Annotated in this window: 25 protein-coding genes; 9 read left to right on the forward strand and 16 right to left on the reverse strand. The window is 68.2% G+C overall.

Annotated features, from left to right (window positions below; translation table 11 throughout):
- Both AX744_RS11265 and AX744_RS11270 read left to right on the forward strand, forming a co-directional pair.
- Nucleotides 1–211, forward strand: a 211-nt coding sequence (locus tag AX744_RS11265) for an inositol monophosphatase family protein (RefSeq protein ID WP_331709306.1), incomplete at its 5' end; no start/stop codon positions are given.
- Nucleotides 212–321: 110 nt separating this feature from the next.
- Nucleotides 322–768 (forward strand): hypothetical protein, encoded by a 447-nt coding sequence (locus tag AX744_RS11270; protein WP_061016936.1) that lies wholly within the window; start codon nt 322–324, stop codon nt 766–768.
- 13 nt (nt 769–781) lie between these two features.
- Here AX744_RS11270 and AX744_RS11275 read toward each other — a convergent pair whose 3' ends face one another.
- From AX744_RS11275 to AX744_RS11310, 8 genes are all read right to left on the reverse strand, one after another.
- On the reverse strand, nt 782–2482 hold the full coding sequence (locus AX744_RS11275) for a dihydroxyacetone kinase family protein (RefSeq protein WP_061016937.1): 1701 nt from the start codon (nt 2480–2482) through the stop codon (nt 782–784).
- Between the two features lies 1 nt (nt 2483).
- The gene (locus AX744_RS11280; RefSeq protein ID WP_061016938.1) at nt 2484–3557 is read right to left on the reverse strand and encodes an aminopeptidase; all 1074 of its coding nucleotides are present in this window, start codon (nt 3555–3557) and stop codon (nt 2484–2486) included.
- On the reverse strand, nt 3557–5044 hold the full coding sequence (locus tag AX744_RS11285) for an FGGY-family carbohydrate kinase (protein WP_061016939.1): 1488 nt from the start codon (nt 5042–5044) through the stop codon (nt 3557–3559). Before AX744_RS11285 ends, AX744_RS11280 begins: the two co-directional genes overlap by 1 nt.
- Nucleotides 5045–5066: 22 nt before the next feature.
- Nucleotides 5067–6164, reverse strand: coding sequence for an ABC transporter permease (locus AX744_RS11290; protein ID WP_082738498.1), 1098 nt, complete (start codon nt 6162–6164; stop codon nt 5067–5069).
- A gap of 2 nt (nt 6165–6166) precedes the next feature.
- A complete protein-coding gene (locus AX744_RS11295; protein WP_231728793.1) occupies nt 6167–7195 on the reverse strand; it encodes an ABC transporter permease in 1029 nt (342 codons plus the stop codon).
- The gene (locus tag AX744_RS11300; RefSeq protein WP_061016940.1) at nt 7192–8730 is read right to left on the reverse strand and encodes a sugar ABC transporter ATP-binding protein; all 1539 of its coding nucleotides are present in this window, start codon (nt 8728–8730) and stop codon (nt 7192–7194) included. The genes AX744_RS11295 and AX744_RS11300 overlap by 4 nt, the downstream gene beginning before the upstream one ends.
- Nucleotides 8731–8794: 64 nt before the next feature.
- Complete coding sequence (locus AX744_RS11305) at nt 8795–9829, reverse strand: autoinducer 2 ABC transporter substrate-binding protein (RefSeq protein WP_061016942.1); 1035 nt, start codon at nt 9827–9829, stop codon at nt 8795–8797.
- 172 nt (nt 9830–10001) lie between these two features.
- Nucleotides 10002–10775 (reverse strand): DeoR/GlpR family DNA-binding transcription regulator, encoded by a 774-nt coding sequence (locus AX744_RS11310; RefSeq protein ID WP_028503122.1) that lies wholly within the window; start codon nt 10773–10775, stop codon nt 10002–10004.
- Nucleotides 10776–10900: 125 nt separating this feature from the next.
- On the opposite strand from AX744_RS11310, the gene AX744_RS11315 reads away from it, so the two are divergent.
- Nucleotides 10901–11719, forward strand: a complete 819-nt coding sequence (locus AX744_RS11315) for a BtpA/SgcQ family protein (RefSeq protein ID WP_061016944.1) — start codon at nt 10901–10903, stop codon at nt 11717–11719.
- Nucleotides 11720–11803: 84 nt separating this feature from the next.
- Here AX744_RS11315 and AX744_RS11320 read toward each other — a convergent pair whose 3' ends face one another.
- Nucleotides 11804–12172, reverse strand: coding sequence for a sterol carrier family protein (locus AX744_RS11320; protein WP_061016946.1), 369 nt, complete (start codon nt 12170–12172; stop codon nt 11804–11806).
- Between the two features lie 50 nt (nt 12173–12222).
- On the opposite strand from AX744_RS11320, the gene AX744_RS11325 reads away from it, so the two are divergent.
- The 4 genes from AX744_RS11325 (at nt 12223) to AX744_RS11340 (ending at nt 16276) form a co-directional block, all read left to right on the forward strand.
- Entirely contained in the window at nt 12223–12897 is a 675-nt protein-coding gene (locus AX744_RS11325; RefSeq protein ID WP_127011696.1) for an NUDIX hydrolase, read from the forward strand.
- Nucleotides 12898–12965: 68 nt separating this feature from the next.
- A complete protein-coding gene (gene purD, locus AX744_RS11330; protein ID WP_046746842.1) occupies nt 12966–14243 on the forward strand; it encodes a phosphoribosylamine--glycine ligase in 1278 nt (425 codons plus the stop codon).
- Between the two features lie 255 nt (nt 14244–14498).
- A complete protein-coding gene (locus AX744_RS11335; RefSeq protein WP_061016948.1) occupies nt 14499–14978 on the forward strand; it encodes a winged helix-turn-helix transcriptional regulator in 480 nt (159 codons plus the stop codon).
- Complete coding sequence (locus AX744_RS11340; RefSeq protein ID WP_058631628.1) at nt 14975–16276, forward strand: MFS transporter; 1302 nt, start codon at nt 14975–14977, stop codon at nt 16274–16276. Before AX744_RS11335 ends, AX744_RS11340 begins: the two co-directional genes overlap by 4 nt.
- A gap of 78 nt (nt 16277–16354) precedes the next feature.
- Here AX744_RS11340 and AX744_RS11345 read toward each other — a convergent pair whose 3' ends face one another.
- The 5 genes from AX744_RS11345 to AX744_RS11365 form a co-directional block, all read right to left on the reverse strand.
- Nucleotides 16355–17083 carry an amino acid ABC transporter ATP-binding protein gene (locus tag AX744_RS11345; RefSeq protein WP_058631627.1) on the reverse strand — a complete coding sequence of 243 codons (729 nt, stop codon included), beginning with the start codon at nt 17081–17083 and terminating at the stop codon, nt 16355–16357.
- Nucleotides 17080–18558, reverse strand: a complete 1479-nt coding sequence (locus tag AX744_RS11350) for an amino acid ABC transporter substrate-binding protein/permease (RefSeq protein WP_058631626.1) — start codon at nt 18556–18558, stop codon at nt 17080–17082. Before AX744_RS11350 ends, AX744_RS11345 begins: the two co-directional genes overlap by 4 nt.
- A gap of 54 nt (nt 18559–18612) precedes the next feature.
- The gene (locus tag AX744_RS11355) at nt 18613–19167 is read right to left on the reverse strand and encodes a GNAT family N-acetyltransferase (RefSeq protein ID WP_058631625.1); all 555 of its coding nucleotides are present in this window, start codon (nt 19165–19167) and stop codon (nt 18613–18615) included.
- 66 nt (nt 19168–19233) lie between these two features.
- Entirely contained in the window at nt 19234–20805 is a 1572-nt protein-coding gene (locus AX744_RS11360) for an MFS transporter (protein ID WP_046746837.1), read from the reverse strand.
- Entirely contained in the window at nt 20802–21428 is a 627-nt protein-coding gene (locus AX744_RS11365; protein WP_046746836.1) for a PadR family transcriptional regulator, read from the reverse strand. The genes AX744_RS11360 and AX744_RS11365 overlap by 4 nt, the downstream gene beginning before the upstream one ends.
- 199 nt (nt 21429–21627) lie before the next feature.
- Here AX744_RS11365 and AX744_RS11370 point away from each other — a divergent pair, with 199 nt between their 5' ends.
- The gene (locus AX744_RS11370; protein WP_061016949.1) at nt 21628–22506 is read left to right on the forward strand and encodes a phosphoribosylaminoimidazolesuccinocarboxamide synthase; all 879 of its coding nucleotides are present in this window, start codon (nt 21628–21630) and stop codon (nt 22504–22506) included.
- Between the two features lie 18 nt (nt 22507–22524).
- Here the strand turns inward: AX744_RS11370 and AX744_RS11375 are convergent, their stop codons facing one another.
- The gene (locus tag AX744_RS11375; protein WP_061016951.1) at nt 22525–22920 is read right to left on the reverse strand and encodes a type II toxin-antitoxin system VapC family toxin; all 396 of its coding nucleotides are present in this window, start codon (nt 22918–22920) and stop codon (nt 22525–22527) included.
- Complete coding sequence (locus AX744_RS20705; RefSeq protein WP_045262550.1) at nt 22917–23180, reverse strand: type II toxin-antitoxin system VapB family antitoxin; 264 nt, start codon at nt 23178–23180, stop codon at nt 22917–22919. Before AX744_RS20705 ends, AX744_RS11375 begins: the two co-directional genes overlap by 4 nt.
- 111 nt (nt 23181–23291) lie before the next feature.
- Here AX744_RS20705 and AX744_RS11385 point away from each other — a divergent pair, with 111 nt between their 5' ends.
- Entirely contained in the window at nt 23292–24620 is a 1329-nt protein-coding gene (locus AX744_RS11385) for a uracil-xanthine permease family protein (RefSeq protein ID WP_061016953.1), read from the forward strand.
- Nucleotides 24621–24643 lie beyond the last annotated feature (23 nt).

Raw genomic sequence — 24643 nt, forward strand, 5'->3', positions numbered from 1 at the left:
GTTCACGGATCTCCGCAGCGTGGGCTCGGCAGCGCTCGGGCTGTGCCTCGTGGCAGAGGGCAGCGTCGACGCCTTCATCGAGACCGACCTGTACGAGTTCGACTGGGCGGCGGGCGCGCTGATCGCCGAAGAGGCCGGGCTCATCGTGAAGCGTCCGGCGACGATGCGCGGCGGCATCGTCGCTCACCCGCCGCATCTGCCGGTCGACTAGAGGATCTGGCAAAGCCCGGAGGGATCTGCCCGGCACCATACAATCGCGGTGAAGGCGACGCGCCAGGCCGGGATACCGGCAACGGCGAAGGGGTGCGAGGGAGGGCCAGGATGTTCGGTTCGAAGAAGAGGAAGCAGAAGCTCGACGACCTGATGGCGCAGCTCAGGCCCGACCTCAGTCGGGAATCACTGGGCGTCGGCCCCGACTTCCCCGGAGTCGCCCCCAACCCGCTCCTGAGCGGTGAGGCACGCACTCGCAATGCAGAACTGCGTACGGGCGAGCTTGCGCTCGGCGTTCTCGTCGACTGGCGAGAGGTCAACAGCAACCCCCGTGTGGTCCTGATGCTCGACGTGGAGACCGCCGACGGGATCTCGTTCCGCGGTATCGCCGACGAAGACCTCACCATCACCGACCTCACCCGGCTCGCGCCAGGACAGACGATGCCCGTGCGCTACCGGCCGGCGGTCCTGGACCATTACGTCGCCCTCGCCGAGGATGCGGACCCTGCCGAGGTGCAGCTGCTCACCGACGAAATCGCGAGCCGCAGGCGGGGCTGATTCGAAGCATGCTCTAGGCCTCGGGCCCGCCGGTCCCGTCCTGAGCCCGCACGATCTCCTCGACGAAGCGCATGACAGCGACCGAACCGGGGTCTGCATGACCGACCGAGCGCTCCTGCTGCCATCCGGCGCGACCGCGTCGTGACTGCCATCCGGTGCTCTCGGTGACCGCGGCGAGCGCCGCCCTCGAAGCCCCGGCCGCATCCGCCCCGGCATCCAGCGCCTCAGCGATCGGGAGGAGCACGTCGATGACGGTCTTGTCACCGCGCACCGCACCGCCCTGAGCGCCGATCCTCGCCGCAACGGTGCGCACGACGTCGATGAGACCCGCACGGTCGAGGTGTTCACCCACGGGCGCCTGCTCCGCCGCGGCGAGCAGGCCGCTTCCGATCAGTGCCGCGAAGGTGGAGGGATTCGCCGCTGCGAACGCATCGCCCGAGGCACGAAGGACGCTGCGGGCATCGAGGTCGTCCGGGAGCTGCTGCAGAGCATCGGCGACCGCAGCACTGCCGACCGCTACCGTGACGCCGAGGTCGCCGTCTCCGAGCGCGGCATCCAGGGCACGCAGTTCCTCGCGGTGCCGCTGCATCCGCGGCAGCACGGTCAGGAGCAGGTCGCGCGCCTCGCTGGCAGATCCGGCCACGGTCACGTCGACGGCGGCCGTGTCGTCATCCAGTGCGGTCTCGGCCGTGCGGACATTCCCCACCGGGGCCGCTCCCTGACGGAAGAAGGGCGACCCTGCAGGGTCGTGCAGCAGTTCTTCCAGCTCGTCGTCGAGCTGCATGATCGACAGCGAGGCTCCGGCCATCTCCAGGCTCGTGACGCACTCGCCGATCAGCCGGTAGCCGATGGTCACTCCGGCGTCCGTGAGCGCGTGGTGCACCCGGCGATAGATCACGTACAGCTCTTCGAGCGGTGTCGATCCCAGACCGTTCACGAGCACGGCAACGCGCCGTCCCTCACTCAGGTCGAGTTCGGTACCGATCTCGACCAGGAACCGATCCGTGATGGCATCGGCCGTCTCGAGAGGGCCGCGGTGGCTGCCGCGCTCTCCGTGGATGCCGACGCCGATCTCCATCTCGCCCTCATCCAGCGTGAAGGTCTCCTCCCCCGCGGCCGGGAGAACGGTCGGCGAGAGGCCGACGCCCATCGTGCGAGTCGAATCGGCGGCCTTGCGGGTCACGCGCTCGACCTCGGCGAGAGAGGCACCGCGATCGGCCATCGCTCCGGCGACCTTGTAGACGAGGACGAGCCCGGCCACCCCGCGGCGCGACTCCGCCCGCTCGCTCGGTGCGGACTGGATGTCGTCCGCCCCGAGCACCGTGCGCACCTCGATGCCCTCGGCGCGGCAGCGCTCGGCCGCGATGTCGAAGTTCAGCACATCGCCGCCGTAGTTGCCGTAGAGATAGAGGAGTCCGGCGTCCGAGTGCACGGCCACCGAGGCCGCGTGGATCTGAGCGGAGCTCGGCGAGGAGAAGACGTTGCCCACGGCGACCGCCGAGCACAGCCCGCGGCCGACGTATCCGAGGAAGAACGGCAGGTGTCCCGAGCCGCCACCCGTGACGATGCCGACGCGCCCCGGTGCCGGAGCATCCGTCCGCGCCAGCGCGCGCCGGTCCGCGGTGACCGCCCGCAGCTCATCGGGGTGGGCGAGGAGGATGCCCTCCAGCGTCTCGTCGACGAACGACTGGGGGTCATTGATGATCTTGCGCATGTCAGCTCTCCTGCCCGGCGAGGATCGGGTCGTACGTCGTGCGGTCGATGAGCACCCGGCCATCCGCCTCGAGCCGCCCCGAGGCGCGGAGGTCCTTCACGATGTCCCAGTGGATCGCCGACTCGTTCGTGCCCCCGCACTGCGGGTACGAGCGACCGAGCGCGATGTGCACGGTGCCGAGGATCTTCTCGTCGATCAGCAGGTCGCCGGTCATGGTCTGCACATGGGGGTTCGTGCCGATGCCGAGCTCGCCCACGCGGCGAGCGCCGTCGGCTTCGAGGATGCGCTCCACGAGGTCGAGGCCACGGGTGGCCGACACCTTCTCCACTCGCCCCTCGACGAACTCGAGCCGGAGGTCGGTGATGGTCGCCCCGCCGAACCAGAACGAGCCGGGGAACGTGATGTGCCCGTCGACGCCGTCTTCCACCGGAGCGGTCGCGACCTCACCGTCGGGCAGGTTCGCCTCCCCTGCGAACGGCACCCAGGTGCGACCGGCGCAGTTCAGGCGCAGGTCGGTGTCGTCATCGAGGATGCGCACCAGCGAGGTGGCGTTCAATTCGGTGCACAGCCGATCGAGGTGGGTGCGGTGCGCGGTCCAGTCGGCGAGGGTGCCGGCGAAGAACTCCTGCTCCAGCTGTTCCCTCAGGACTCCGATCAGCGTCGCCCATTCGGGCGTGGGGATGCGTACGAGCGTCCACCTCGTTCCCTGCCACCGCGCGGTCGACACGAGGCCCTTGCCCTCCCGCTGCAGGCTGAGCCTGGCGCCGTCGATCTCATCCGCGGGCGGTTCCATGCCACGGAACGAGACGTGCACGTCTGCCCACTCCATCGATGCCAGCTCGAGAGGTGCCGCCTCGCGCAGCAGGGATTCGCTCGCGTGCTCCAGCGCGAAGCGGTCGTACTTCTCCTCGACGAGCAGCACCTGGGGCATCCCGCCACGGCGGTACACCTCTTCGACGAAGGCGTCGACCGCGTCGAGCACGGAAGCCGTGGTCGCGAACACCGAGACCCTCGTCCCCTGCCCGACCTCGTTCACCTCGGCCAGATGCACGGCCAGTTCCTGCCACCTGCTCATCAGTCCACCTCTCTCAGCGCGCGCAGCGCGCGGTACGTCTTCGGGAATCGTTCGTAGGCCGTCTGCAGCTGCGGATTGGCGTCCTCGTCGGGCACGACCGCGCCCGAGAAGGCGACCCAGCTCGCGGCCTGCTCCTCGGTCACGATGCCGAGCCCGATCGCTGCGAGCATCGCATCGCCGTACGCGGCTCCGAGGGTTGCGGCCGTGCGCTGGTGAAGGCCCGTCAAGTCGCCGACCGTCTGCATCAGAACCTCGTTGTGCGTTCCGCCGCCGATCGCGACCACGCGCGGCGCTGCGGCACCGCCATCCAGCAACTCGGAGACGGCGAGCGCGATCGACTGCCCGACGCCCTCGACCACCGCGCGTGCGAGGTCGGCACGGCCCGTCGACAGCGTGAGGCCGCTGAAGGATGCTCGCGCATCGGCGTCGTGCAGCGGTGTGCGCTCCCCGCTGAAGTGCGGCAGGTGCAGCACGCCGTTCGCACCTGGAGGTGCCGCGCGCACCAGCTCCATCAAGCGCCCGAACATCGCGGTGTCGCCGTCGCCGTGGTCGAGCCCGAGCAGGTCGGCGATCCATCGCGTCGCCGTGCCGGCCGTCGAGGTTCCGGCCGCGAGCACGTAGCGTCCCGGCAGGGCGAAAGGCGCAGCCCACAGCCGCGGATCCGCGTGCGGCTCGCCGGTCACGCGGATGAAGTAGCCGCTCGATCCGTACATGAGCATCAGGTCGTCGGCCGCCATGACCGAGGCGCCGACCGCTTCTGCGACAGCGTCGGTCGTGCCGACCAGCACCGGAGTTCCCTCGGGGATGCCGGTCGCCGCGGCAGCCGCGGCAGTGACGGTACCGGCGACGTCGGTCGACCAGCCGAGCGGGGGCAGAGTGTCCGGACGGATCAGGTCGTCGATCCCGTCGAGGTTCCACTCGAGCCGGGCGAGGTCGTAGCAGGGATGGAAGTAGCCGGCCGTCGCATGGTCGATCACGACCTGACCGGTCAGGCGCGCGACGAGGTAGCTCTGACTCGTGAGGTACCACCGGGTTCGGGCGGCGACCTCGGGCTCGTTGCGCTCGATCCACAGGATCTTCGGCCCCGAGGACTGGCTCGTGAGGGCGTTGCCCGCCCGCCGGAAGATCTCCTCGCGCCCGAGACGCGTCTCGAGCAGATCGATCTCCTCGGTCGCCCTGGTGTCGACGCCGTAGAGGATCGCAGGGCGCAGTGGACGCAGCTCGGCGTCGACCGGGAGCACGCACGGACCGATCGCACTGCACGCGACCGCGACGATCTCGGCATCCGGAACCGCCTGACGCAGAGTCGAGGCGACCTCGACGAGGTCATGCCACCACACCGCATCCGCGTCCTGCTCGACCATGCCGGGCGCCGGGGTGCTGATGCCGTGCCGAGAGCGCGCCTCGGCGTGCACGTGACCGGTGGCATCGACCAGCACGCCCTTGGTCTCGTACGTTCCGACGTCGATGCCGAGGAACAGTTCCATCAGGATGCCTTTCGGATGCGGTTCAGGCGCGGGGGATCTCGGCGAGCGCGATCGTCTCGGTCTGGCTGCTCGGTGCGCGGCGTGGCCTTCGCCTCACCCTCACCTGATCGAACACCATCACGGCGATCAGGATCACCCCCTGCGCGATCGCGTATTCATATGCCGAGAGCCGGATGGCCGTGAAGCCGGACTGCACGACCTGCAGCACGAGCGTCGCGAGGACCACGCCGGTGATGGTCGCGAAGCCGCCGGTCGGGTTCGTGCCGCCGAGCACGGCGATCACGATCACGAGCAGCACGTACGACGTGCCGTAGTCGGCGCTCGCGGTGGGGTTGCGTGAGAGGAACACGAGCCCTGCGATGCCGCCGAGCAGCCCCGTCGTCACATACGTGCCGTAGAGCACGCTCGTGCTGCGGATACCCGAGTACATCGCCGCCGTCGGGTTCGTGCCCTGCAGCTGCGTACGTCGTCCGAACGGCGTGCGCGAGATCAGCACCCCGATCAGAACGGCGACCACGAGGAACTCGAGGAACAGGATCGGGATGCCGCCGACCGTCGCCTGCCCGACCGAGGAGAGCACCGCCGGGGCCCCGTAGAGCGTGGTGCCGCCTGTCCACACGATCGCGATGCCGTTGAAGATCTGCATCGTGGCGAGCGTCGCGAGAATGGGCGTGATGCCGACGGTTGCGATCAGGAAACCGTTGACGGCTCCCGCGAGCGCGCCGACCAGGACGCCGACCAGGGCGATGAGGCCGCCCATCGACTCCGCCGTGGCCGGATCGCTGCTCGCGATCGCGGTGAACATCGTGCTGACCGTGATCGCCGAGAGGTTCGCGATCGCGACCAGGGACAGATCGATCCCGCCGGTGAGCATCGCGAGGGCCATGGCGATCGCCAGGATGCCCACCTCCGGCGAGGCGACCATCATGTTCTGCAGGTTGATCGGATTGAGGAAGACCCTCGGGTTCAGGATCGCGAACAGTCCGAAGGCGAGCGCGAACAGCACCAGCATCCGACCGACGCCGCGGCCGACGTGGATACGGCCGAGCAGGGAGCGCACCGACCGATCGACCTGGTCGTTCATCCGGGCGAACTGCCCGGGAGGGGGCGACTGAGGCATGGTCATTCCTTCACCGTGTCGAGGACGAACGTCCGGCGAGAGGCGCGGCGGGCCATGACGGCCTGGATCCCCACGCCGATCACCAGCAGGAACCCGACGGCGGCGCGCTGCCAGGCCGTGGGCACGCCCATCAGGATGAGACTGTTGTTGATGATCTGCACCAGCAGCACGCCGAGCACTGTGCCGGTGACGGTACCGCGCCCGCCGAAGATCGAGGCGCCGCCGAGCACGACAGCCGCGATCACGTCGAGCTCGGTACCCACCAGGTCCTGCGGGTTCGCGCTGCGGCCCAGCACGACGTGGATGAGTCCGCCGATCGCGGCGACCGCCCCGACCAGCACGTAGAGCATGATCTGCAGGCGCACGACCGGGAATCCGGCACGTCGTGCCCCTTCCAGGTCACCACCCATCGCGTAGATGCCCCTGCCGAACATCGTGCGGCGCAGCAGGAGCGCGGCCCCGAACACGAGCAGCACGACCGGCACGATCAGCATCGGCAGGTAGGCGCGGGTCGATTCGACGGAGATCAGGTTCGCGGTCGACAGCCAGGAGATGCCGTCGGGCAGCTCGGCGATGTACTTGGAGCCGATGTAGGCGAGCAGCACGCCCTTGAAGATGCCCTGTGTCGCGAGAGTCACGATCAGGGTCGGGAGCCGGAACCGGGCGATCACGATGCCGTTGACGAACCCGAGGGCGCCGCCGATCACGATCGCGAAGGCGAGGATGCCGACGAGGCCGAAGTCCAAGCCCCCGCCCTGGGCGAGCGACACCGTCGTGTATGCGGCGAAGATTCCGATCGCGGCGAACGACACGTCGATGCCGCCGGAGATGATCACGAAGAGCACCGCGAGCGCGAACACCATCGGGACCAGCGCCGAGCGCAGGATCGAGAACAGCGTGTGCACGCTGAAGAAAGCGGGGTTCACGGCACACATCACGATCACCAGGACGACGATGATGCTCGCGAGCACGAGCTCGTTCGACATGCGTCCGATGCGGGGAAGGCGGATGCGGGTGTCGGTGGCGCTCACGCGGCCATCACCTCCTGGATTCGGGGCGCTGCGATGTCGTCGCCCGCCAGTCGTGAGACGATCTCACCGCGACGCACCACGAGCACCCGGTTGCAGAGCGAGACGAGCTCGGGAACGTCGTCGGAGATCATGATCACGCCCATCCCGTCGCTCGCGGCCTCGCGGAGGATCTGCAGGATCTCCTCCTTCGAGCCCACGTCGACGCCGACCGTCGGTCCGTTCAGGATCAGCACGCGCGGCTTGGTCGCGAGCCACTTCGCCAGCACGACCCGCTGCGCGTTGCCGCCGGAGAGCGACCGTACGGGCGCCTCGACGCTCGGCGCCTTGATGCGCAGGCGCGAGAAGAGACGGGAGATGGTCTCGGCGGTGCGCTTGCGACTCAGCAGCACCTTGCCGACAGCGTGCTCGCTCAGCGAGCCCGCGATGATGTTGTCGGAGATCGACTTGTCCAGGAACAGGCCCTGCGTGAGCCGGTCCTCCGGAACGTACCCGATGCCCGCCTCGACGGAGGCCCGGATGCTGCCGGGTCGCACGCGGCGGCCGCCGACGGTGACGGTTCCCGACTGCGGGGTCAACAGGCCGAACAGCGCATCGGCGATCTCGCCACGACCCGAGCCGAGCAGACCGGTGAGGCCGAGGATCTCGCCCGGCTGCAGGTCGAAGGAGACGTCGGTGAAGGCACCGGGAAGATCGAGGTGCTCGACGCGCAGCAGCGGCTCGGCGTCGTCATCGACCTCGACCACGACGCGCGAGTCGTCGACGGCGCGGCCCGTCATCGCGTGGGTGAGGGAGGCGACGTCGAACTCGTCGGCCGGGCCGTTCGCGACCAGGCGCCCGGAGCGCAGCACCGTGATGTCCTGCGACACCTGCAGCACCTCGTCGAGCTTGTGGCTGACGAACACCAGGGCGACGCCGCGCTGCTGCAGCCGCCGCACGAGGGCGAAGAGCCGCTCGACCTCGGAGTGCGTGAGAGCGGTGGTCGGCTCGTCCATGAAGATGACCCGCGCGTCCTGCACGAGCGCCCGGCAGATCGCCGTGAGCTGTCGGTCGGCGACCGAGAGCCGTTCGACGTCGGCGTCGAGGTCGAGGGTGAGTCCCAGCTCCTCCACGATGCGCTGCGCCTCGGGACGGCGGTTCTTCGCGCTGTAGAGCTTGCGTCGCGCGGCGATCGCGGCCGGGAGCACGATGTTCTCCGCCACGGTCAGGTTGGGGAAGAGCGAGAAGTCCTGGTAGATGGCCTGGATACCGGCTCGCAGAGCCTGGGTCGGCGAGAGGTGGGTGAGCGGTTCGCCGTCGAGCAGGATCTCGCCGGCCTCCGGCTTCTCGACCCCGCTGATGATCTTGATGAGCGTGGACTTGCCGCACCCGTTCTCACCGGCCAGACAGTGCACCCGCCCGGGGTAGAGGGTGATGCCGACGTCGTCGAGCGCGACGACCCCGCCGAACACCTTCCGCACGCCTCTGACCTCGAGAACGGGTCCGGCATCGGGAGCGAGCCCGGCCTCGGGTGCCGGCTGCGCCTGTTCTTCGTTCATGTTCTTCCTCCGAGGCGGGGCCGCGCGCTGGCGGCCCCGCCCTGAGTCGTGGTGGACGTCGGGATCAGAAGTCGTAGTCGTCGACGTTGTCCTTGTCGACGATGACCGCGGCGTCACCCACGTACACGTTGTCGAAGCCGTCGAGCTTCTTCAGCGAGTTGTAGCCCTCGATGCCGAGGTCGGTGCCGTCGGTGATCTTCTCTCCGTCGACGAGCAGCTGCGCGATCTTGAGCTGCGCCTTGCCGGCCATCGCGGGGTCCCAGAAGAAGATCTTGTCGATCGAGCCGTCGACGATGTACTTCTTCGCCACCGAGGGGATGCTGGTGCCCATCACGCAGACCTGGTCCTCCAGGCCCGCTTCCTGCACCGCGCGGGCGATACCGGCGACATCCGTGCCGGCCGACCCCTGGAAGCCCTTGATGTCGGGGTACTTCGCGAGCAGCTCCTTCGCCCGCTGGTAGGCGACGTTCTCGTCTTCCTTGCTCTCGACGGGCTCCTCGACGCGGGTCAGGTCGGGGTACTCGGCCTGCTGCTGGTCGTAGGCGCCGCCGACCCAGTCCATGTGGGTCTTGGCGGTGAGGCCGCCGACGAACGAGACGTACTGACCGGAATCGCCCATGCACTCGGCGAGGTTGTCCATGATCTTCGCGCCGTAGGCCCGGTTATCGAAGGCCTCGATGTCGATGTCGGCGTTCTTGATACCGGCCGCCTCATGGGCGACCACGATGATCCCCTGGTCCCTGGCCTGCTTGAGCACGGACTCCAGAGCCTCGGGCGAGTTGGGGACGACGGTGATCGCGGCGGGCGACTGGGCGATCAGGTCCTGGATGATCTGGATCTGCTTCTCGGGGCTGGCGTCATCCGCGCCCTCCTGGCGGGCGTCGATCCCCGTCTCCTCGGCGAACTCCTTCACGCCGACCTCCATGCGGTCGAACCAGCCGACGCCCGAGATCTTGACCACCGTGACCATCGCGCCGTCTTCGGCGCTCCCGCCGGTCTCACCACCACCGGTGGTACCGCCGACCTGACCGCAGCCGGCGAGGGCGAGCATCGCCACGGCACCGAATCCGACACCTGCAAGCAACTTCGTCTTACGCATGTTCCACTCCTTCGTGTGTGAGCCAGTGTTAGTTTCCACCACCCCCAGGGAGGAATGGGAAGAAATCTCATCGCTGTGGAACAGTAAAACGTGATCCTGCCGCTTGTCAATGCGAAATCTCACACCCGTTGCGCAACCGTTGCGCAACGGGGAGGCCGAAGGAGCGACGCGGCTAGAGCGCGGCGACGGCCTCGATCTGCACGCCGGCAGCCCGCAGGCCGACGAGCGCGGGATGATCCACCGCACCGTCGGTCACCAGCAGATCGATCTCGCCGGGACCGGCGACATTCGTCAGGTGCACCCGACCGAGTTTCGATGCGTCGGCGACGACGATGACCCGGTCGCACGCATCGATCGCCGCGCGCTTCACCGCACCTTCTTCATTGCTGTAGTCCGAGAGGCCGCGCTTGCCGTCGACGCCCGAGACGCCCATCACGTACACGTCGCAGTTGTAGCGCTTGAACGCCTCGATCGACTCGGCCCCGACCAGGCTGAGCTCGCCGGGGCGCACGCGCCCACCCGTGACGAGGATCGTGGTGTTGGGCTCGTCGTGGAGCTCGAGGGCGACGAGGATGCTGGGCGTGACGACCGTGAGGCCGAGTCCCTTGCCGACGATCGCGCGGGCCACCGCGAGGGCGGTGCTGCCGCTGTCGAGCACGACGGTCTCGCCGTGATTGAGGTGGGCGACGGCGGCTGCGGCGATGTTGATCTTCTCGCGCGCTCCCATCAGCGCCCGGGAGTTGAATCCCGGCTCCACGGCGGTCCCGTGGGCTGCGATCACACCACCCGTCACCCGACGCACGCTGCCGCGCTCCTCGAGGAGTTCCAGGTCGCGCCTGATGGTCATCTCGGAGACGTCGAACTCCAGGGCGAGGGCCTTGAACTCGGCCTCGCCGTCAGAGAGGACCCGCTGTTCGATCAGCGCGCGGCGCTCGTGGGCTTCCATCCCTACCTCCTCGTGTGGCAGATCCCACCTTAGGCGACCCGCTTGTGTGAATGAGTAACTTGTGCTTTGCTCATCGTGAATCTTTCACAGCGCTTGTGATCCATTCCGAAGAAACGAGGAAAGACATGCCCAACTGGCTCCCCGAGGTGTTCGGCACGCAGAAGCCGATCGTGGCGATGCTGCACCTGGCCCCGCTCCCCGGCGACCCCGGCTACGACACCGCTGCCGGAGTGGCCGCGATCGTGAACCGCGCCAAGGGCGAACTCGACGCGCTGCAGAGCGGTGGAGTTGACGCCGTGCTCATCTCGAACGAGTTCAGCCTCCCGTACCTGACGAAGACCGAGCCGATCACCGCGATCACGATGGCCCGCATCATCGGCGAATTGCAGGGCGAGCTCGCCGTGCCGTTCGGCGTGAACGTGCTGTGGGACGGCCGTGCCTCCATCGACCTCGCCACCGCCACCGACGCCGCGTTCGTCCGCGAGATCTTCACGGGCGTCTACGCCAGCGACTTCGGACTGTGGAACACGAACGTCGGCGAGGTGGCCCGTCACCGGCACCGCATCGGTGCGGCGAACGTGAAGCTGCTCTTCAACATCGTGCCGGAGTCGGCCGCCTATCTCGCCGAGCGCGACCTCGGTGCGATCGCCCGCTCCACGGTGTTCGCGACCAACCCCGATGCCCTCTGCGTCTCCGGACTCACCGCCGGCTCCCCCACCGACACGCAGTCGTTGGCCATCGTGAAGGAGAACGCCGGAGATGTGCCGGTGTTCGTCAACACCGGGGTGCGGGCCTCCAACGTCGCCGACCAGCTGGCGGTGGCCGACGGCGCGGTCGTCGGCACCTACTTCAAGCAGGACGGCAAGTTCGAGAACCGCGCCGACCGCGCACGGGTGGAAGAGCTCATGGGTGCCGCGAAGGCGTTCCGCTCTCAGCTCGTCTGACCGCGAGCTCCCGCTACGCGCAGAGCCGCTCCCGATCCTGGTGGTCGCGGGGCGGCTCCGTGCGTCTCGGGCCGAGGGCCCCGATCACGGTCGCACCGGCAGGACATCACTCAGATCGGCGCGCGTGCCGGAGGCGTGGATACGACCGGATGCCGCTGCATCCGCCCAGGCCTCCGTGCCGGTGGAGACGGCGATCCACGTCGCCGCATCCATCTCGACCACGTTCGGCGGTGTACCTCGCGTGTGCCGGGGCCCCTGGATGACCTGCACAGCGCCGAACGGCGGCACCCGCACCTCGACGCTGTTGCCCGGCGCCTTCTCATCGAGCAGTTGCAGCAGGTAGCGAACGGCAGTGGCGAGATCGGTGCGCTGCGGCTTCGCACCGGAGGCCTCCGCGGTGCGGACAGCGTCGAGCGCCGCGCGTCCGTCCACGATGTCGATCTTCCTGGCCATTGCTCCAGACTACGACCGGCCGCGGCGCGCCGAGTCCTATGCTCGAACGCATGAGCATGCATCCCCAGGGCGCCCGCGCCGAGCTGCTCGCGGCGGTCGCCGACCACTCGTGGGGCGTGCGCATTCCCCCGCTGGCCGACCCGCAGAGCGCCCACGACGCGGCTGTCCTCATCCTGTTCGGTGTGCTCGACAGCGTCCCGGCCTCCACGACCGTCGCGGCCGTCGCCCGAGACCTCGACGTGCTCCTGCAGCGGCGCGCCCCCACGCTCTCGTCGCACCCCGGACAGGTCTCCTTCCCCGGCGGGAGGGTGGAACCGGAAGATGCCGACGTGGTCGCCACGGCCCTGCGCGAGGCGGAAGAGGAGACCGGACTGGACCCGGCCGGTGTCGAGATCCTGGCCACCCTGCCCGAGATCCCGCTCGCCGCGAGCAACCATCTCGTGACCCCCGTGCTGGCGTGGTGGCAGTCGCCGTCCCGGGTCGTGGCGGTCGATCATGCGGAGACGGTCGAGGTGTTCCGAGTCCCTGTCGCGCAGTTGCTCGATCCGGAGACCAGGTTCACCTCGACGATCACCCGCATGGGCCACACCTTCCGCGGCCCGGCGTTCGATGTCGACGGCACGATCGTCTGGGGCTTCACCGCGATGGTGCTCGACGCGCTCTTCGACGCGGCCGGCTGGACCGTGCCGTGGGACTCCACGGTAGAGCGCCCCGTAGAGCTCTGAACGTCGCCAGAGGGCCGCACGCCACAGACCGCCGAAACCCGGTCCACGACCCTCGGTAGTCTGGACGGGTGAAGATTCTCGTCCTCGGTTCCGGTGCCCGTGAGCACGCGATCATCCTCGCCCTGCGGGCAGAGCAGACGGAGCACGAGATCTTCGTCGCGCCGGGCAACGCCGGCATCGCTCAGGATGCCACCCCGGTCTCGGTCGATCCGCTCGATGGTGGAGCGGTCACCGCCTTCGCCCATGAGCACGCGATCGATCTGGTCGTCGTCGGTCCTGAGGCCCCGCTCGTCGCCGGGGTCGCCGATGCACTGCGTGTCCGCGGAATCCCGGTGTTCGGACCGGGGAAGGCCGCCGCCCAGCTGGAGGGCTCGAAGTCGTTCGCGAAGCGCGTGATGGATGCCGCCGGCGTCCCCACCGGCCGCGCTGTCCGCGCCGCCACCACGGCCGATGTCGAGTCGGCGTTCGACGACCTCGGCGCCCCCTACGTGGTCAAGGCCGATGGACTCGCTGCGGGCAAGGGCGTCATCGTCACGTCCGACCGCGCGCACGCCCTCGCACACGCCGAGCAGTATCTTCCCGCAGGCCCCGTGCTGATCGAGGAATTCCTCTCCGGCCCCGAGGTCTCCCTGTTCTTCCTGAGCGACGGCGACACCGTGCGCGCACTCAGCCCCGCACAGGACTTCAAGCGTGCGCTCGACGGCGACGAAGGGCCCAACACGGGAGGCATGGGCGCCTACTCGCCGCTCCCGTGGCTCGACGAGCAGTTCGGCAGCGAGCGGGCCTTCGTCGAAGAGGTCACTCGCGACGTGGCACTTCCCGTCGTGCGGCAGCTCGACGCGGAGGGCACCCCGTTCATCGGACTCCTCTACGCGGGGCTGATCCTCACCCCCGCCGGCGTACGCGTGATCGAGTTCAACGCCCGCTTCGGAGACCCCGAGACGCAGATCGTGCTTCCGCGCCTGGTCACCCCGCTGTCGGAACTGCTGTTCGCCGCGGCATCCGGCACCCTCGAGGATCAGCCGGAGCCCGTGTTCAGCGACGACGTCGCGATCACGGTCGTGCTGGCCAGCGAGGGATATCCCGAGTCGCCGCAGACCGGCCGCCCGATCGAGGGCCTGGCCGACGCCGCAGCCGTCGAGGGCGTCCGGATCGTGCACGCCGCCACTGCGAGCCCCGATGCCCCGGGCGGATCGCTCATCGCCACGGGCGGTCGGGTGCTGAACGTGGTGGCTGTCGCCTCCGACTTCCGCACCGCGCGGGACCGCGCCTACGACGCGATCGCCCGTATCCGCCTCGACGGCTCCCACTACCGCACCGACATCGCCGCCCGCGTCGCCGAGTAACCGGCGCCGCCCGCGTCGTCACGCCCGCCGCGTCGTCGCGCTTGCCGTGCCGCCGGACGCTCGGCGTCTTCACGAACGCACGGCTTCCCCACGCCGACCGCCCGTGCGCTCGGCGAGTGCACGGGCAGTCGGCGGGCTCGGGGAGCCGGAGAAGTTCGCGGCGTAGCGCATGAAATCTGCCGAATACGGGGCGGATGACTGCCAACGTGTGTGAACGCGATTGACACTCGACGCTTTCTTCAAGAAAGTTGTCGCATGCCGCTCCGCTCCGACTGGTCGTCTGCGACCTGCCCCATCGCGCGCTCCGCCGACATCCTCGCCGACCCCTGGGTGCTGCTCATCCTGCGTGAGCTCTTCTCCGGACGCACTCGGTTCGACCAGCTGCGCGAAGCCACCGGCGCGGCCGACTCCGTACTGTCCCGGCGACTCACGGCGATGAGCGAGGCAGGACTCGTCGAGCGCGAAGACCCCGCCGATGCGCGCAGCGGTTACCGCGTGACGACCGCGGGGCATCAGACACTCCCGATCCTGCACGCCTACGCACGGTTCTCCCGCGTGACCGACCCCGATGGCCCCTGGGGTCTGACGGTGAGCTGCGGTCGATGCGGCGAGATCTCGGATTCGGTCGATTGGTGCGTCACGTGCGCGGCACCCCTCGACGTCGACAGCACCCACTGGGCGCGACACAGCATGGGCGGGGAGCCGTTCCCCCTCCTCACCGGACGCGCAGCATGACCGCCGAATCGCTCGACGGGCCGATCGAGGAACCCCTCGGCACTCGGCAGCGTCGATTCCACCCCGCGTGGACTGTGGCCCTCGTGGCTCTCATCGCCCTGATCGGCGCCGCCGGTTTCCGCGCAGCTCCCGGCGTGCTCATGGTGCCACTCGAGGAGGAGTTCGGATGGACCACGGCGGAGTTGTCGCTCGCCGTCTCAATCAATCTGCTGCTCTACGGACTCATCGCCCCGTTCGCAGCAGCCCTCATGCAGCGGTTCGGGATCCGCGCGGTCACGGTCGTCGCTCTCTTCGTGATCGGGGCGGGCTCAGCGCTGAGCGTGTTCGTGGCGACCCCCGGCCAGCTCATCCTGACCTGGGGCGTGCTGATCGGACTCGGCACGGGCTCGATGGCGCTCGTGTTCGCGGCGACCATCACCGACACCTGGTTCGCCACCCGGCGCGGACTCGTCTCGGGCGTTCTGACCGCAGGCAGCGCGACAGGTCAGCTCATCTTCCTCCCCGTGATCGCGGCCGCTGCCGAGGACGTCGGTTGGCGCGGAGCGTCACTCATCATCGCGGGCGGAGCTCTCGCCGTCGTGCCCCTGGTCTGGATCTTCCTGCGCAACAGGCCGAGCGACCTCGGCGTCGCCCGCTACGGCGAGACCTCACTCGCGCCCGCCCCTGCACCCGTCCGTCGCGGCTCTGCCTGGGGCGCAGCGAAGCTCGCCCTCTCGACGCTGAGAGAAGCCGCGCGCACCAAGACCTTCTGGGCGCTGGCGATCGGCTTCGCGATCTGCGGAGCGACGACCAACGGACTGATCGGCACGCATTTCATCCCGAGCGCCCACGACCATGGCATGGCGACGACCACCGCGGCCGGCCTTCTCGCGGTCGTGGGCGTCTTCGACATCGTCGGCACCGTGTTCTCCGGCTGGCTCACCGACCGCGTGAATCCACGCATCCTCCTGGCCGCGTATTACGCGCTGCGCGGGGTGAGCCTGCTCTTCCTGCCGAGCCTGCTCTCGGCGGAGGTGCAGCCGAGCATCGTCGTGTTCATCGTCATCTACGGGCTCGACTGGGTCGCGACCGTACCGCCGACCATCGCGCTTTGCCGTGAGGTCTTCGGCGACAAGGGTCCGCTCGTGTTCGGCTGGGTGTTCGCGGCGCATCAGATCGGCGCCGGCATCGCCTCGATCCTCGCCGGTGTCGTGCGCGACCACACCGGCCAGTACACGGTCGCGTGGTTCGCCGCCGCGGGTCTCTGCGCGGTCGCCGCCCTGGTCAGCGCGACCATCCGCAGGCATCCCGCACCCTGACCCTCGTTCGTATCGCGCAAATGGTTGCATCCCGGGGCGGAATGCAACCATTTGCGCGATTGGTGACGAGGAAGGGCGTCAGAGCACCTTGGAGAGGAAGTCCTTCAGACGCTCGTTCTTGGGGGCGCCGAACAGCTCGGCGGGCGGGGCCTCCTCCACCACGACGCCGCCGTCCATGAAGACCGTGCGGCCGGAGACCTCACGCGCGAAGCCCATCTCGTGCGTCACCAGCACCATGGTCATGCCGCCGGAGGCGAGGTCGCGGATGACCTGGAGCACCTCGCCGACCATCTCCGGGTCGAGCGCGCTCGTCGCCTCGTCGAACAGCATGATCTCGGGGTCCATCGCCAGCGCACGGGCGATCGCCACGCGCTGCTTCTGACCGCCGGAGAGGGATGCCGGCTTCGCGCCCGCCTTCTCCGACAGGCCGACACGCTCGAGGAGCGAGAGCGCCCGCTCCTTCGCCTCGGCCTTGGTCAGCTTGCCGCACTCGACCGGGGCGAGAGTGATGTTCTCGAGCACGGTCATGTGCGGGAAGAGGTTGAAGTGCTGGAACACCATGCCGATGCGCTGGCGCACCTCATCGAGCTTCACGCTCTTGTCCGTCAGGTCGACGCCATCGATGATGACGTGCCCCGACGTGGGCTCCTCGAGCTTGTTCAGGCAGCGCAGCAGCGTGGACTTCCCCGAGCCGGACGGGCCGATGACCGCGACGACCTCGCCATCCTCCACGGCCAGATCGATGCCCTTGAGCACCTCGTTGTCACCGAACGACTTGTGCAGGTCCTGCACCAGGATCTTGCTCATGCGTTGAACGTCCTCTCCAGGCGGTTCGCGAGCAGCGTCAGCAGCGTGATCACGACGAAGTAGATGATGGCGACGATCGTCAGCACCTGCGCCGACAGATACGTCGAGGCGATGATCTGGCGGGAGACGAACGTCAGCTCGGCGAGGCCGATGACGCTGATCAGCGACGTGTCCTTGAGGGTGATGATGCCCTGGTTGACGAACGAGGGCACCATGATGCGGAACGCCTGCGGGAGCACGACCTTCTGCATGGTCTTCCAGTGGCTCAGACCCAGCGAACGCGAGGCCTCGTTCTGGCCGGGGTCGACCGCCTGGATGCCACCGCGGATGATCTCGGTCATGTAGGCACCCGTGTTGAGCGAGAGCGTGATCGCTCCGGCGACGAACGGGTTGAAGGTGAGGCCGGGGAACAGCTGCGGGATCGCGAAGAACACGAAGAACGCCTGGATGAGGATCGGAGTGCCGCGGAAGACGTACACGTAGGCGGTCGCGACCCAGCGGAACGGCGCGAACTTCGAGACCCGTCCGAAGCCGAAGATGAGCCCCAGGATGAACGCGGCCACGATGGCGACGATCGTCGCGAGGATCGTGAGCCACAGGCCCTCCATGAGAGCCGGCCAGTACTTCACCGCGACGGAGAAGATGTCGGTCGGCTGCGTGGACTCCTCGCCACCCGACAGGTAGGTGTCGACGATCTTGTCGTACTCCCCTGAAGCCTTCAGGTTCGCGAGCCCGGCGTTGAACATCTCGATCAGCTCGGGCTTCTGCCCCTTGTTGACCGCGAATCCGTACTCGCCGCCGAGCTCGGGCTGACCCACGAGGCGGAAGCCGGAGCCCTGCTGGATGCCGTATGCCAGCACCGGGAAGTCCTCGAAGTAGCCGACCGCCTGGCCGGCCTTCACCGCGTCGACCATGTCGGTCGTGTCCTGGTACGGGGTGACCTTGAACCCGTACTCGTCCTTGTTCTCGTCGGCGAAGGTCTGCCCCTGCGTACCGGTCTTGACCGCGACGGCCTTGCCGTCGAGGTCGTCGAGCGACGTGATGTCGCTCGACTCGAGCACGCCGAGCTGGATGCCGCTGGTGAAGTAGGGCTCGCTGAAGTCGAACGTCTTCTGCCGCTCCTCGGTGATCGACATGCCGGCCATGACCGCATCGACCTGGTTCGACTGCAGCGCCTGGACGGCGGCGTCGAATCCGAGCTGGCGGATCTCGACCTCGAACCCCTGGTCCTTCGCGATCGCGCGGAGCAGGTCCATGTCGATGCCGACGAGGTCGCCGTCGGCATTCGTGAACTCGAACGGCGCGAACGTCGTGTCGGTGCCGATGACGTACTTGTCGCCGTCGTTCGCTGCGGCGGCGGGGGCGGCACCGGCGAGGAGCGCCCCGACGCCGACGAAGGCGACGAGTGCGGCTGCGCCGGCGGTGCGCACCGATCGGCGCAGACGGCCAGCCGCGGTGGATGGATTTCGGATCACGACGTGTGCTCCTCGGGTCGACAGCAGCGACCGGACGACCGCCGAGGAACTACCCTAGCTCGCGGCGAGTCGGGTGCCCGAAACGTCGATCCAATACCGGCGGACGAGAGGCTGCCCCGCCTGCGGTGCCTCGATCACGTCTTCGAGCTCGCCACCGGCTCCCTCGATGGTGCGGATGGACCCGACGTTGTCGTCGTCACAGGTGAGCATGACCCGTTCGTAGCCCTCCGCCTTCGCCTGGCGGAGCACCTGCCGCATCGCCTCGCGAACGATCCCTTCGCGGCGACGGGAAGGGATCACCGAGTAACCGATGTGGCCGCCGAAGCGACGCAGGTAGTCGTTGAGCTCTCGGCGGAAGGAGAGGAAGCCGACCACCTGATCGCCCTCGGTGATCCAGTAGTAGTCGCAGGGCACGTGCCCCTCCGGGAGCACCGCGCCAGGTGTGGCGTAGAGCTCTGCACGCTCGACGAACGCCTCGAAAGCGGCCCGGTCCGGCACGAAGCCCTTCTCGAGACCGCCCCCGTCGACGTGTCCACCCTCGAACTCGGCGACTGCGGCGGCCCAGGAGTCGAAGAGGTCGATGTTCGGTCGAGAGAGTGCGATCGTCATCGCCCGATGACACCAGAAAGGGGCGGCATCCGCAAACCGACGGACACGGCCCCTCCCCTGGTTCGACTACTCGGTGCGCGCGGATGCGGGCGCTGCCGCCTCCGTCTTGTCGTAACGACCGAGGAACAGCGAGGCGATGAGCGCGACCGCCATGACGCACGCCGGCAGCAGGATCGCCTGCGACATTCCCGCAGCGAACCCGTCCGCCACCTGCGGCGGCAGTGCACCCCCGGTGGAGATGCCCGCCGGTGCGTCAGCGAGCCCCGGAAGGTTCGCTTCGAGACGGGACTGCATGAACGCGGCGATGGAGGCCGACCCGATCACCGATCCGATGGTCCTGGTGGTGTTGTAGATGCCGGCACCTGCACCCGCCTGGCGCGGGGGCAGCTTGCGCGTCGCGGTCGTGGCGAGCGGACCCCACATGCCGGCGTTGCCGATACCCATCAGCGCAGAGGGCAGCAGGAACATCCAGATCGGGGTGTCCATGTTGATCAGAGCGGAGTACCAGATCAGTGCGGCGGCGACGCAGAGCAGCCCGGGGATGAGGATGATGCGCGGGTCCACGCGGTCGAGGATCTTGCCCGCGACCGGAGCGAGCACTCCCGACAGCACCGCCATCGGGATGAGGAGCAGCGCCGCCTCCGTCGGGGTGAGCCCCCGCGCGGTCTGCAGGAAGAACATCATCGGCAGCGACATGCTCGTCACGGTGAAGCCCACGGCGGCGATGGCCACGTTCGCTCCGGAGAAGTTGCGGTCGCGGAACAGTTCGAGCGGAACGAGAGGTTCACTGCGTGTCTTCGCCTGCTGGAAGATGAACAACCCGAGCACGACGAGTCCGGCGATGATCAGGCTCCACACCGAGATCGGGCCCCAGATCACGCCCCAATCGAATTTCTCGCCTTCCTGGAGTCCGAACACGATGAGGAACAGCGCCACGGCGCTGAGCACCACACCCACGATGTCGAAGCGGTGCGGGTGCGTGGCCAGCTTCGGGACCAGGCGCCAAGCGAGCACGAAGGCGACGATGCCGACCGGGATGTTCACGAAGAAGATCCACTCCCAGCCGAAGCCGTCCACGAGCAGACCACCCACGAGCGGACCGACGAGCGTGGCGACACCGGCGGTCGCACCCCACAGGCCCATCGCCGCGCCTCGACGTTCGGGCGGGAAGGTGCGGGTGATCACGGCCATGGTCTGCGGGGTCATGAAAGCGGCGCCGAGACCCTGCACGGCACGTGCGGCGATGAGCATCTCGAGCGAATCGGACAGCCCGCACCACAGCGAGGCGAGGGTGAACACCGCGAGGCCGATGAGGTAGATGTTCTTCGGGCCGAAGCGGTCACCCAGGCGCCCGGTGATCAACAGCGGCACCGCATACGCGAGCAGGTAGGCGCTCGTGACCCACACGACGTTGTCGAGGTTGTTCGTGTTGGGGTCGAGGGCGGCCTTGATCGCCGGGTTCGCGACCGAGACGATCGTGGTGTCGACCAGGATCATGAAGAACCCGATGACCAGCGCCCAGAGGGCGGGCCAGGGGCTCGCGGGCTTGTGCCCGACCGAGTAGGTACCGGTCGACGGACCGGAGGTGGAGGGCGCGGAGACCGGCGGGCGGTCTCCGTCGCGAGGGATATCTGTCATTGCTGTGCAGCCTTTCGCTGAGCGCGGTAGCGGTCTGAGTTCTGGAATGCCGTGGGACCCCACGGCAGGACACGGGCTTCGAGACGATCGAGGAGGGAGTCGAGCCAGCGGAGCTCGGCCGCCAGCAGAGCTTCCTGACGCTCGATCTCGACCAGCACCTGCTCGGGCACGTGCTTCTCCCTCGCGTTGCCGAGCCCGTCGCGGTGGCGAGCGTGATCCTCGACGAGCGCGACGCGCCTCGCGCGCAGGAGGTCCATGACCTCCGGGCGCTCGAGGTTGTGCGCCTCGGCGAGCGCGATGCGGAAGTCGGCCGGGTGATCGATGCGGGGCAGCTCACGCTGCACCCACGTCACGACGGCCTCACGTCCGGTCTCCGTCAAGGAGTAGGTCGTCCGCTCGGGCCGATTTCCCTCGCGGTCGATGCCGAGTTCGTCGATCAGGCCGGCGCGGTGCAGCCGGGACACCGTGTGGTACAGCGTCCCGTTGGTGATCGTGAGCAGGCGATCATCATGGCGCGCCCGCATGAGACGCACCATCTCATAGGGGTGCATGTCGCCTTCGCGCAGCAGCGCGAGCACCATCACCCCCATGGGAGTGAGCCGGTCGACCGCATCCTTCTTCATGTCCCACCTCAAATAGTCCATGTGGACTATACGCCTGTTTCCGCCCCTTGAACAGACGGGGTCGAACTTCTCACCGAGACCCATGCTCTCCGTCGAGACCCACGCCCCCCGGCGTGTGCGGGGATGGGTGTCGGCGCGGAGCATGGGTCGCGAAGGAGCGCGGGCGAGAGCATCGCGAGGGAACCGGGATAATGGGCGGGTGAGCACACCTTCAGAAGGCACGGCACAGAGCATTCCCGGCTGGCGGCACATCTACTCGGGCAAGGTCCGCGACCTGTACGCCTCCGAGGATCCGGCGGATACGCGCATCCTCGTCGTCGCCTCCGACCGGGTGAGCGCCTTCGACTTCGTCCTCTCCCCCGGTATCACCGACAAGGGCGCCCTGCTGACGCGACTGAGCCGCTGGTGGTTCGCGCAGCTCTCCGACTTCCCCAACCACATCGCCGAGGGCGAGCTGCCAGAGGCCGTGGCGGATCGCGCGATGCTCGCCCAGTCGCTCGAGATGCTGCCGATCGAGTGCGTCGTACGCGGTTACATCACCGGTTCCGGATGGGCGGAGTATCGGGAGAGCGGGACGGTGTGCGGCATCCCGCTGCCGGCCGGCCTGCAGAACGGCGACCGACTGCCCGAACCTCTCTTCACTCCGGCATACAAGGCCCCGATGGGCGAACACGATGAGAACATCACGTTCGAGCGCGCGGTCGAGCTCGTCGGCCCCGAGCACGCGGCCGAGCTGCGCGACACCTCCCTTGCCATCTACACGGCTGCGGCCGCCATCGCCGAGGAGAAGGGTCTGATCCTCGCCGACACCAAGTTCGAGTTCGGCACGGACGCCGACGGCACGCTGCGCCTGGCCGACGAGGTGCTCACGAGCGATTCGTCCCGCTACTGGGATGCCGAGGCCTGGCGCACCGGCACCACACCGAGCGCGCGGATGGCGAGCTTCGACAAGCAGATCGTGCGCGACTGGCTCGCCGCCAACTGGGACCAGGAGGGCGAGCCACCCCTGCTCCCGGACGACGTGGTCGAGCGCACCGCCGACCGCTACCGCGAGCTGATCGAGCGCCTCGGCGCCTGACGCTTCAGGCCTGACGACTCAGCTCAGCTCCACCCGGCGCACGTCTGTGTGGATGAAGTCGTCACCCTTGAAGAGCAGAGGCTCGTCGCGACTGATCGCGAGCGCATAAGAGAAGCAGTCGCCGTAGTTCAGCCGAGCCGCGCGCCCGGAACCGCGTCCGAATCTGACGAACGCACTGGCCGCCAGACGCGCCTGGGCCTCGTCGAGCGGAACGACGGTCGCACCCGTCGCTTCCAAAAGCTCGTCCAGCGCGAGCACCTTCGCCTCGCCTCCCTTGCCGCGGAGCACGATCATGCACTCCGTGAGCGTGGCCGCGGACAGTGAGAAGGGACCCTCCTCCAACAGTTCGCTCATCTCGGCAGCTTCGGGCTCAGCCATCAAGACAGCCACGAGGGCCGAGGAATCGACGATCAACGCGGCATACCCGTCTCGTCGTAGAGCTCGTCCATGATCTCCTCGGTCGTGCGTCCGGTGGAGGGAATCTGCTGCGCCCGGCGGATCACCGCACGGATACGGCGACGGCGCTCCTCTTCTTCGCCCGAGCGCTGCTCCTCCAACTCGGCGAGGCGCCGCCGAACGGCATCTTCCACCGCACTGGTCTGACTCTGCCCGGTGAGCGCCGCGAGCCGGCGCACCAGCTCATGCGTCGTCTCGTTCTTGATGTTCAGGCTCATGTCTACCATTCTACCTCGCCGTCTACCATGGTAGAAGACGTTCAGTGAAAACTCAGGAATCGGTAGTGTTGCTCCGGCACTCCTGCCATCCCCCGAACCTGAGGAGCCCGCATGGCCCTGTGGAAGCTGCACGGAAACGGCCGCACGGTCGAGCCCGGCGCCGTCGTCCGTCCCGACGAGCGCCTGAACTGGCCCGCGACGATCGCGATCGGACTCCAGCATGTCGTGGCGATGTTCGGGGCCACGTTCCTGGTGCCGATCATCACCGGGTTCCCGGTCGCCACCACGCTTCTCTTCAGCGGTGTAGGAACGATCCTGTTCCTGCTGGTCACACGCAACAAGCTGCCCAGCTACCTCGGTTCGTCGTTCGCCTTCATCGCGCCCGTGACCGCCGCCACCGCCACCGCGAACATGGGCACGGCCCTGGCCGGGATCGTCGCGGTCGGCATACTGCTGGCGATCATCGGGGTCGTGGTGCACACGGTCGGGGTGAAGTGGGTCGACCGCTTCCTGCCGCCGGTCCTCGCCGGCACGATCGTCGCCCTCATCGGGTTCAACCTCGCCGGTGCCGCGCACAACAACTACGCGGCAGCGCCCGTGACGGCGACTTTCACGCTCGCCATCACCATCCTCTTCGCCGTCGTCTTCCGCGGATTCCTGGGCCGCATCTCGATCTTCCTCGGCGTGATCGCCGGCTACATCTTCGCGGCGTTCCGGGGAGAGCTCGACTTCTCGGCCGTCGAGAAGGCCGACTGGGTGGGCCTTCCCACCTTCCACTTCCCGAACTTCACCGAGCCCGGCACCCTCACCGCGCTCGCGATGTTCCTTCCCGTGGTCCTGGTCCTGATCGCCGAGAACGTCGGACACGTGCGCGGCGTCGCGACCATGACGGGTGACACGACCGTGAACCAGCAGACCGGCAAGGCCCTGATCGCAGACGGCGTCTCCACCACGCTCGCGGGATTCTTCGGCGGTTCGGGCACGACGACCTACGGCGAGAACATCGGCGTGATGGCATCCACCCGCGTCTACTCGACCGCCGCGTACTGGGTGGCCGGCGCGGCCGCTATCCTCCTCAGCCTCTCCCCCAAGTTCGGCGAGGTCATCAACTCGGTGCCCGCGGGAGTGCTCGGCGGCGTGACCACGGCGCTCTACGGCCTGATCGGCGTCATCGGCATCAAGATCTGGGTCGACAACCGGGTCGACTTCTCGCGCCCGGTCAACCAGTACACGGCAGCTGTCGCGCTTATCATGGCCGTCGGAGGCTTCATGATCAAGGACGAGGCATCCGGCTTCGAGTTGGGCGGCATCGTCATCGCCACCGTCGCTGCGATCCTGATCTACCACCTGGGCAACCTCATCGCCCGCCTGCGCAAGACAGGCGCCGACGACCCCAAGCCCTTGGAGGCGGTCGGTCCGCTCGGCGGCGATCCCGAGTAGGCCAGCGCCACAGACGACGATCC

Source organism: Microbacterium sp. CCH5-D1, assembly GCF_001557335.1.
Lineage (GTDB): Bacteria > Actinomycetota > Actinomycetes > Actinomycetales > Microbacteriaceae > Microbacterium > Microbacterium oxydans.

Bases quoted from the DNA above. Each gene is read 5' to 3' on its own strand.
- AX744_RS11270 (WP_061016936.1), top strand. From the start codon at position 322: ATGTTCGGTTCGAAGAAGAGGAAGCAGAAGCTCGACGACCTGATGGCG.
- AX744_RS11275 (WP_061016937.1), bottom strand. From the start codon at position 2,482: ATGCGCAAGATCATCAATGACCCCCAGTCGTTCGTCGACGAGACGCTG.
- AX744_RS11280 (WP_061016938.1), bottom strand. From the start codon at position 3,557: ATGAGCAGGTGGCAGGAACTGGCCGTGCATCTGGCCGAGGTGAACGAG.
- AX744_RS11285 (WP_061016939.1), bottom strand. From the start codon at position 5,044: ATGGAACTGTTCCTCGGCATCGACGTCGGAACGTACGAGACCAAGGGC.
- AX744_RS11290 (WP_082738498.1), bottom strand. From the start codon at position 6,164: ATGCCTCAGTCGCCCCCTCCCGGGCAGTTCGCCCGGATGAACGACCAG.
- AX744_RS11300 (WP_061016940.1), bottom strand. From the start codon at position 8,730: ATGAACGAAGAACAGGCGCAGCCGGCACCCGAGGCCGGGCTCGCTCCC.
- AX744_RS11305 (WP_061016942.1), bottom strand. From the start codon at position 9,829: ATGCGTAAGACGAAGTTGCTTGCAGGTGTCGGATTCGGTGCCGTGGCG.
- AX744_RS11310 (WP_028503122.1), bottom strand. From the start codon at position 10,775: ATGGAAGCCCACGAGCGCCGCGCGCTGATCGAACAGCGGGTCCTCTCT.
- AX744_RS11315 (WP_061016944.1), top strand. From the start codon at position 10,901: ATGCCCAACTGGCTCCCCGAGGTGTTCGGCACGCAGAAGCCGATCGTG.
- AX744_RS11320 (WP_061016946.1), bottom strand. From the start codon at position 12,172: ATGGCCAGGAAGATCGACATCGTGGACGGACGCGCGGCGCTCGACGCT.
- AX744_RS11325 (WP_127011696.1), top strand. From the start codon at position 12,223: ATGAGCATGCATCCCCAGGGCGCCCGCGCCGAGCTGCTCGCGGCGGTC.
- AX744_RS11335 (WP_061016948.1), top strand. From the start codon at position 14,499: ATGCCGCTCCGCTCCGACTGGTCGTCTGCGACCTGCCCCATCGCGCGC.
- AX744_RS11340 (WP_058631628.1), top strand. From the start codon at position 14,975: ATGACCGCCGAATCGCTCGACGGGCCGATCGAGGAACCCCTCGGCACT.
- AX744_RS11345 (WP_058631627.1), bottom strand. From the start codon at position 17,083: ATGAGCAAGATCCTGGTGCAGGACCTGCACAAGTCGTTCGGTGACAAC.
- AX744_RS11355 (WP_058631625.1), bottom strand. From the start codon at position 19,167: ATGACGATCGCACTCTCTCGACCGAACATCGACCTCTTCGACTCCTGG.
- AX744_RS11360 (WP_046746837.1), bottom strand. From the start codon at position 20,805: ATGACAGATATCCCTCGCGACGGAGACCGCCCGCCGGTCTCCGCGCCC.
- AX744_RS11365 (WP_046746836.1), bottom strand. From the start codon at position 21,428: ATGAAGAAGGATGCGGTCGACCGGCTCACTCCCATGGGGGTGATGGTG.
- AX744_RS20705 (WP_045262550.1), bottom strand. From the start codon at position 23,180: ATGAGCCTGAACATCAAGAACGAGACGACGCATGAGCTGGTGCGCCGG.
- AX744_RS11385 (WP_061016953.1), top strand. From the start codon at position 23,292: ATGGCCCTGTGGAAGCTGCACGGAAACGGCCGCACGGTCGAGCCCGGC.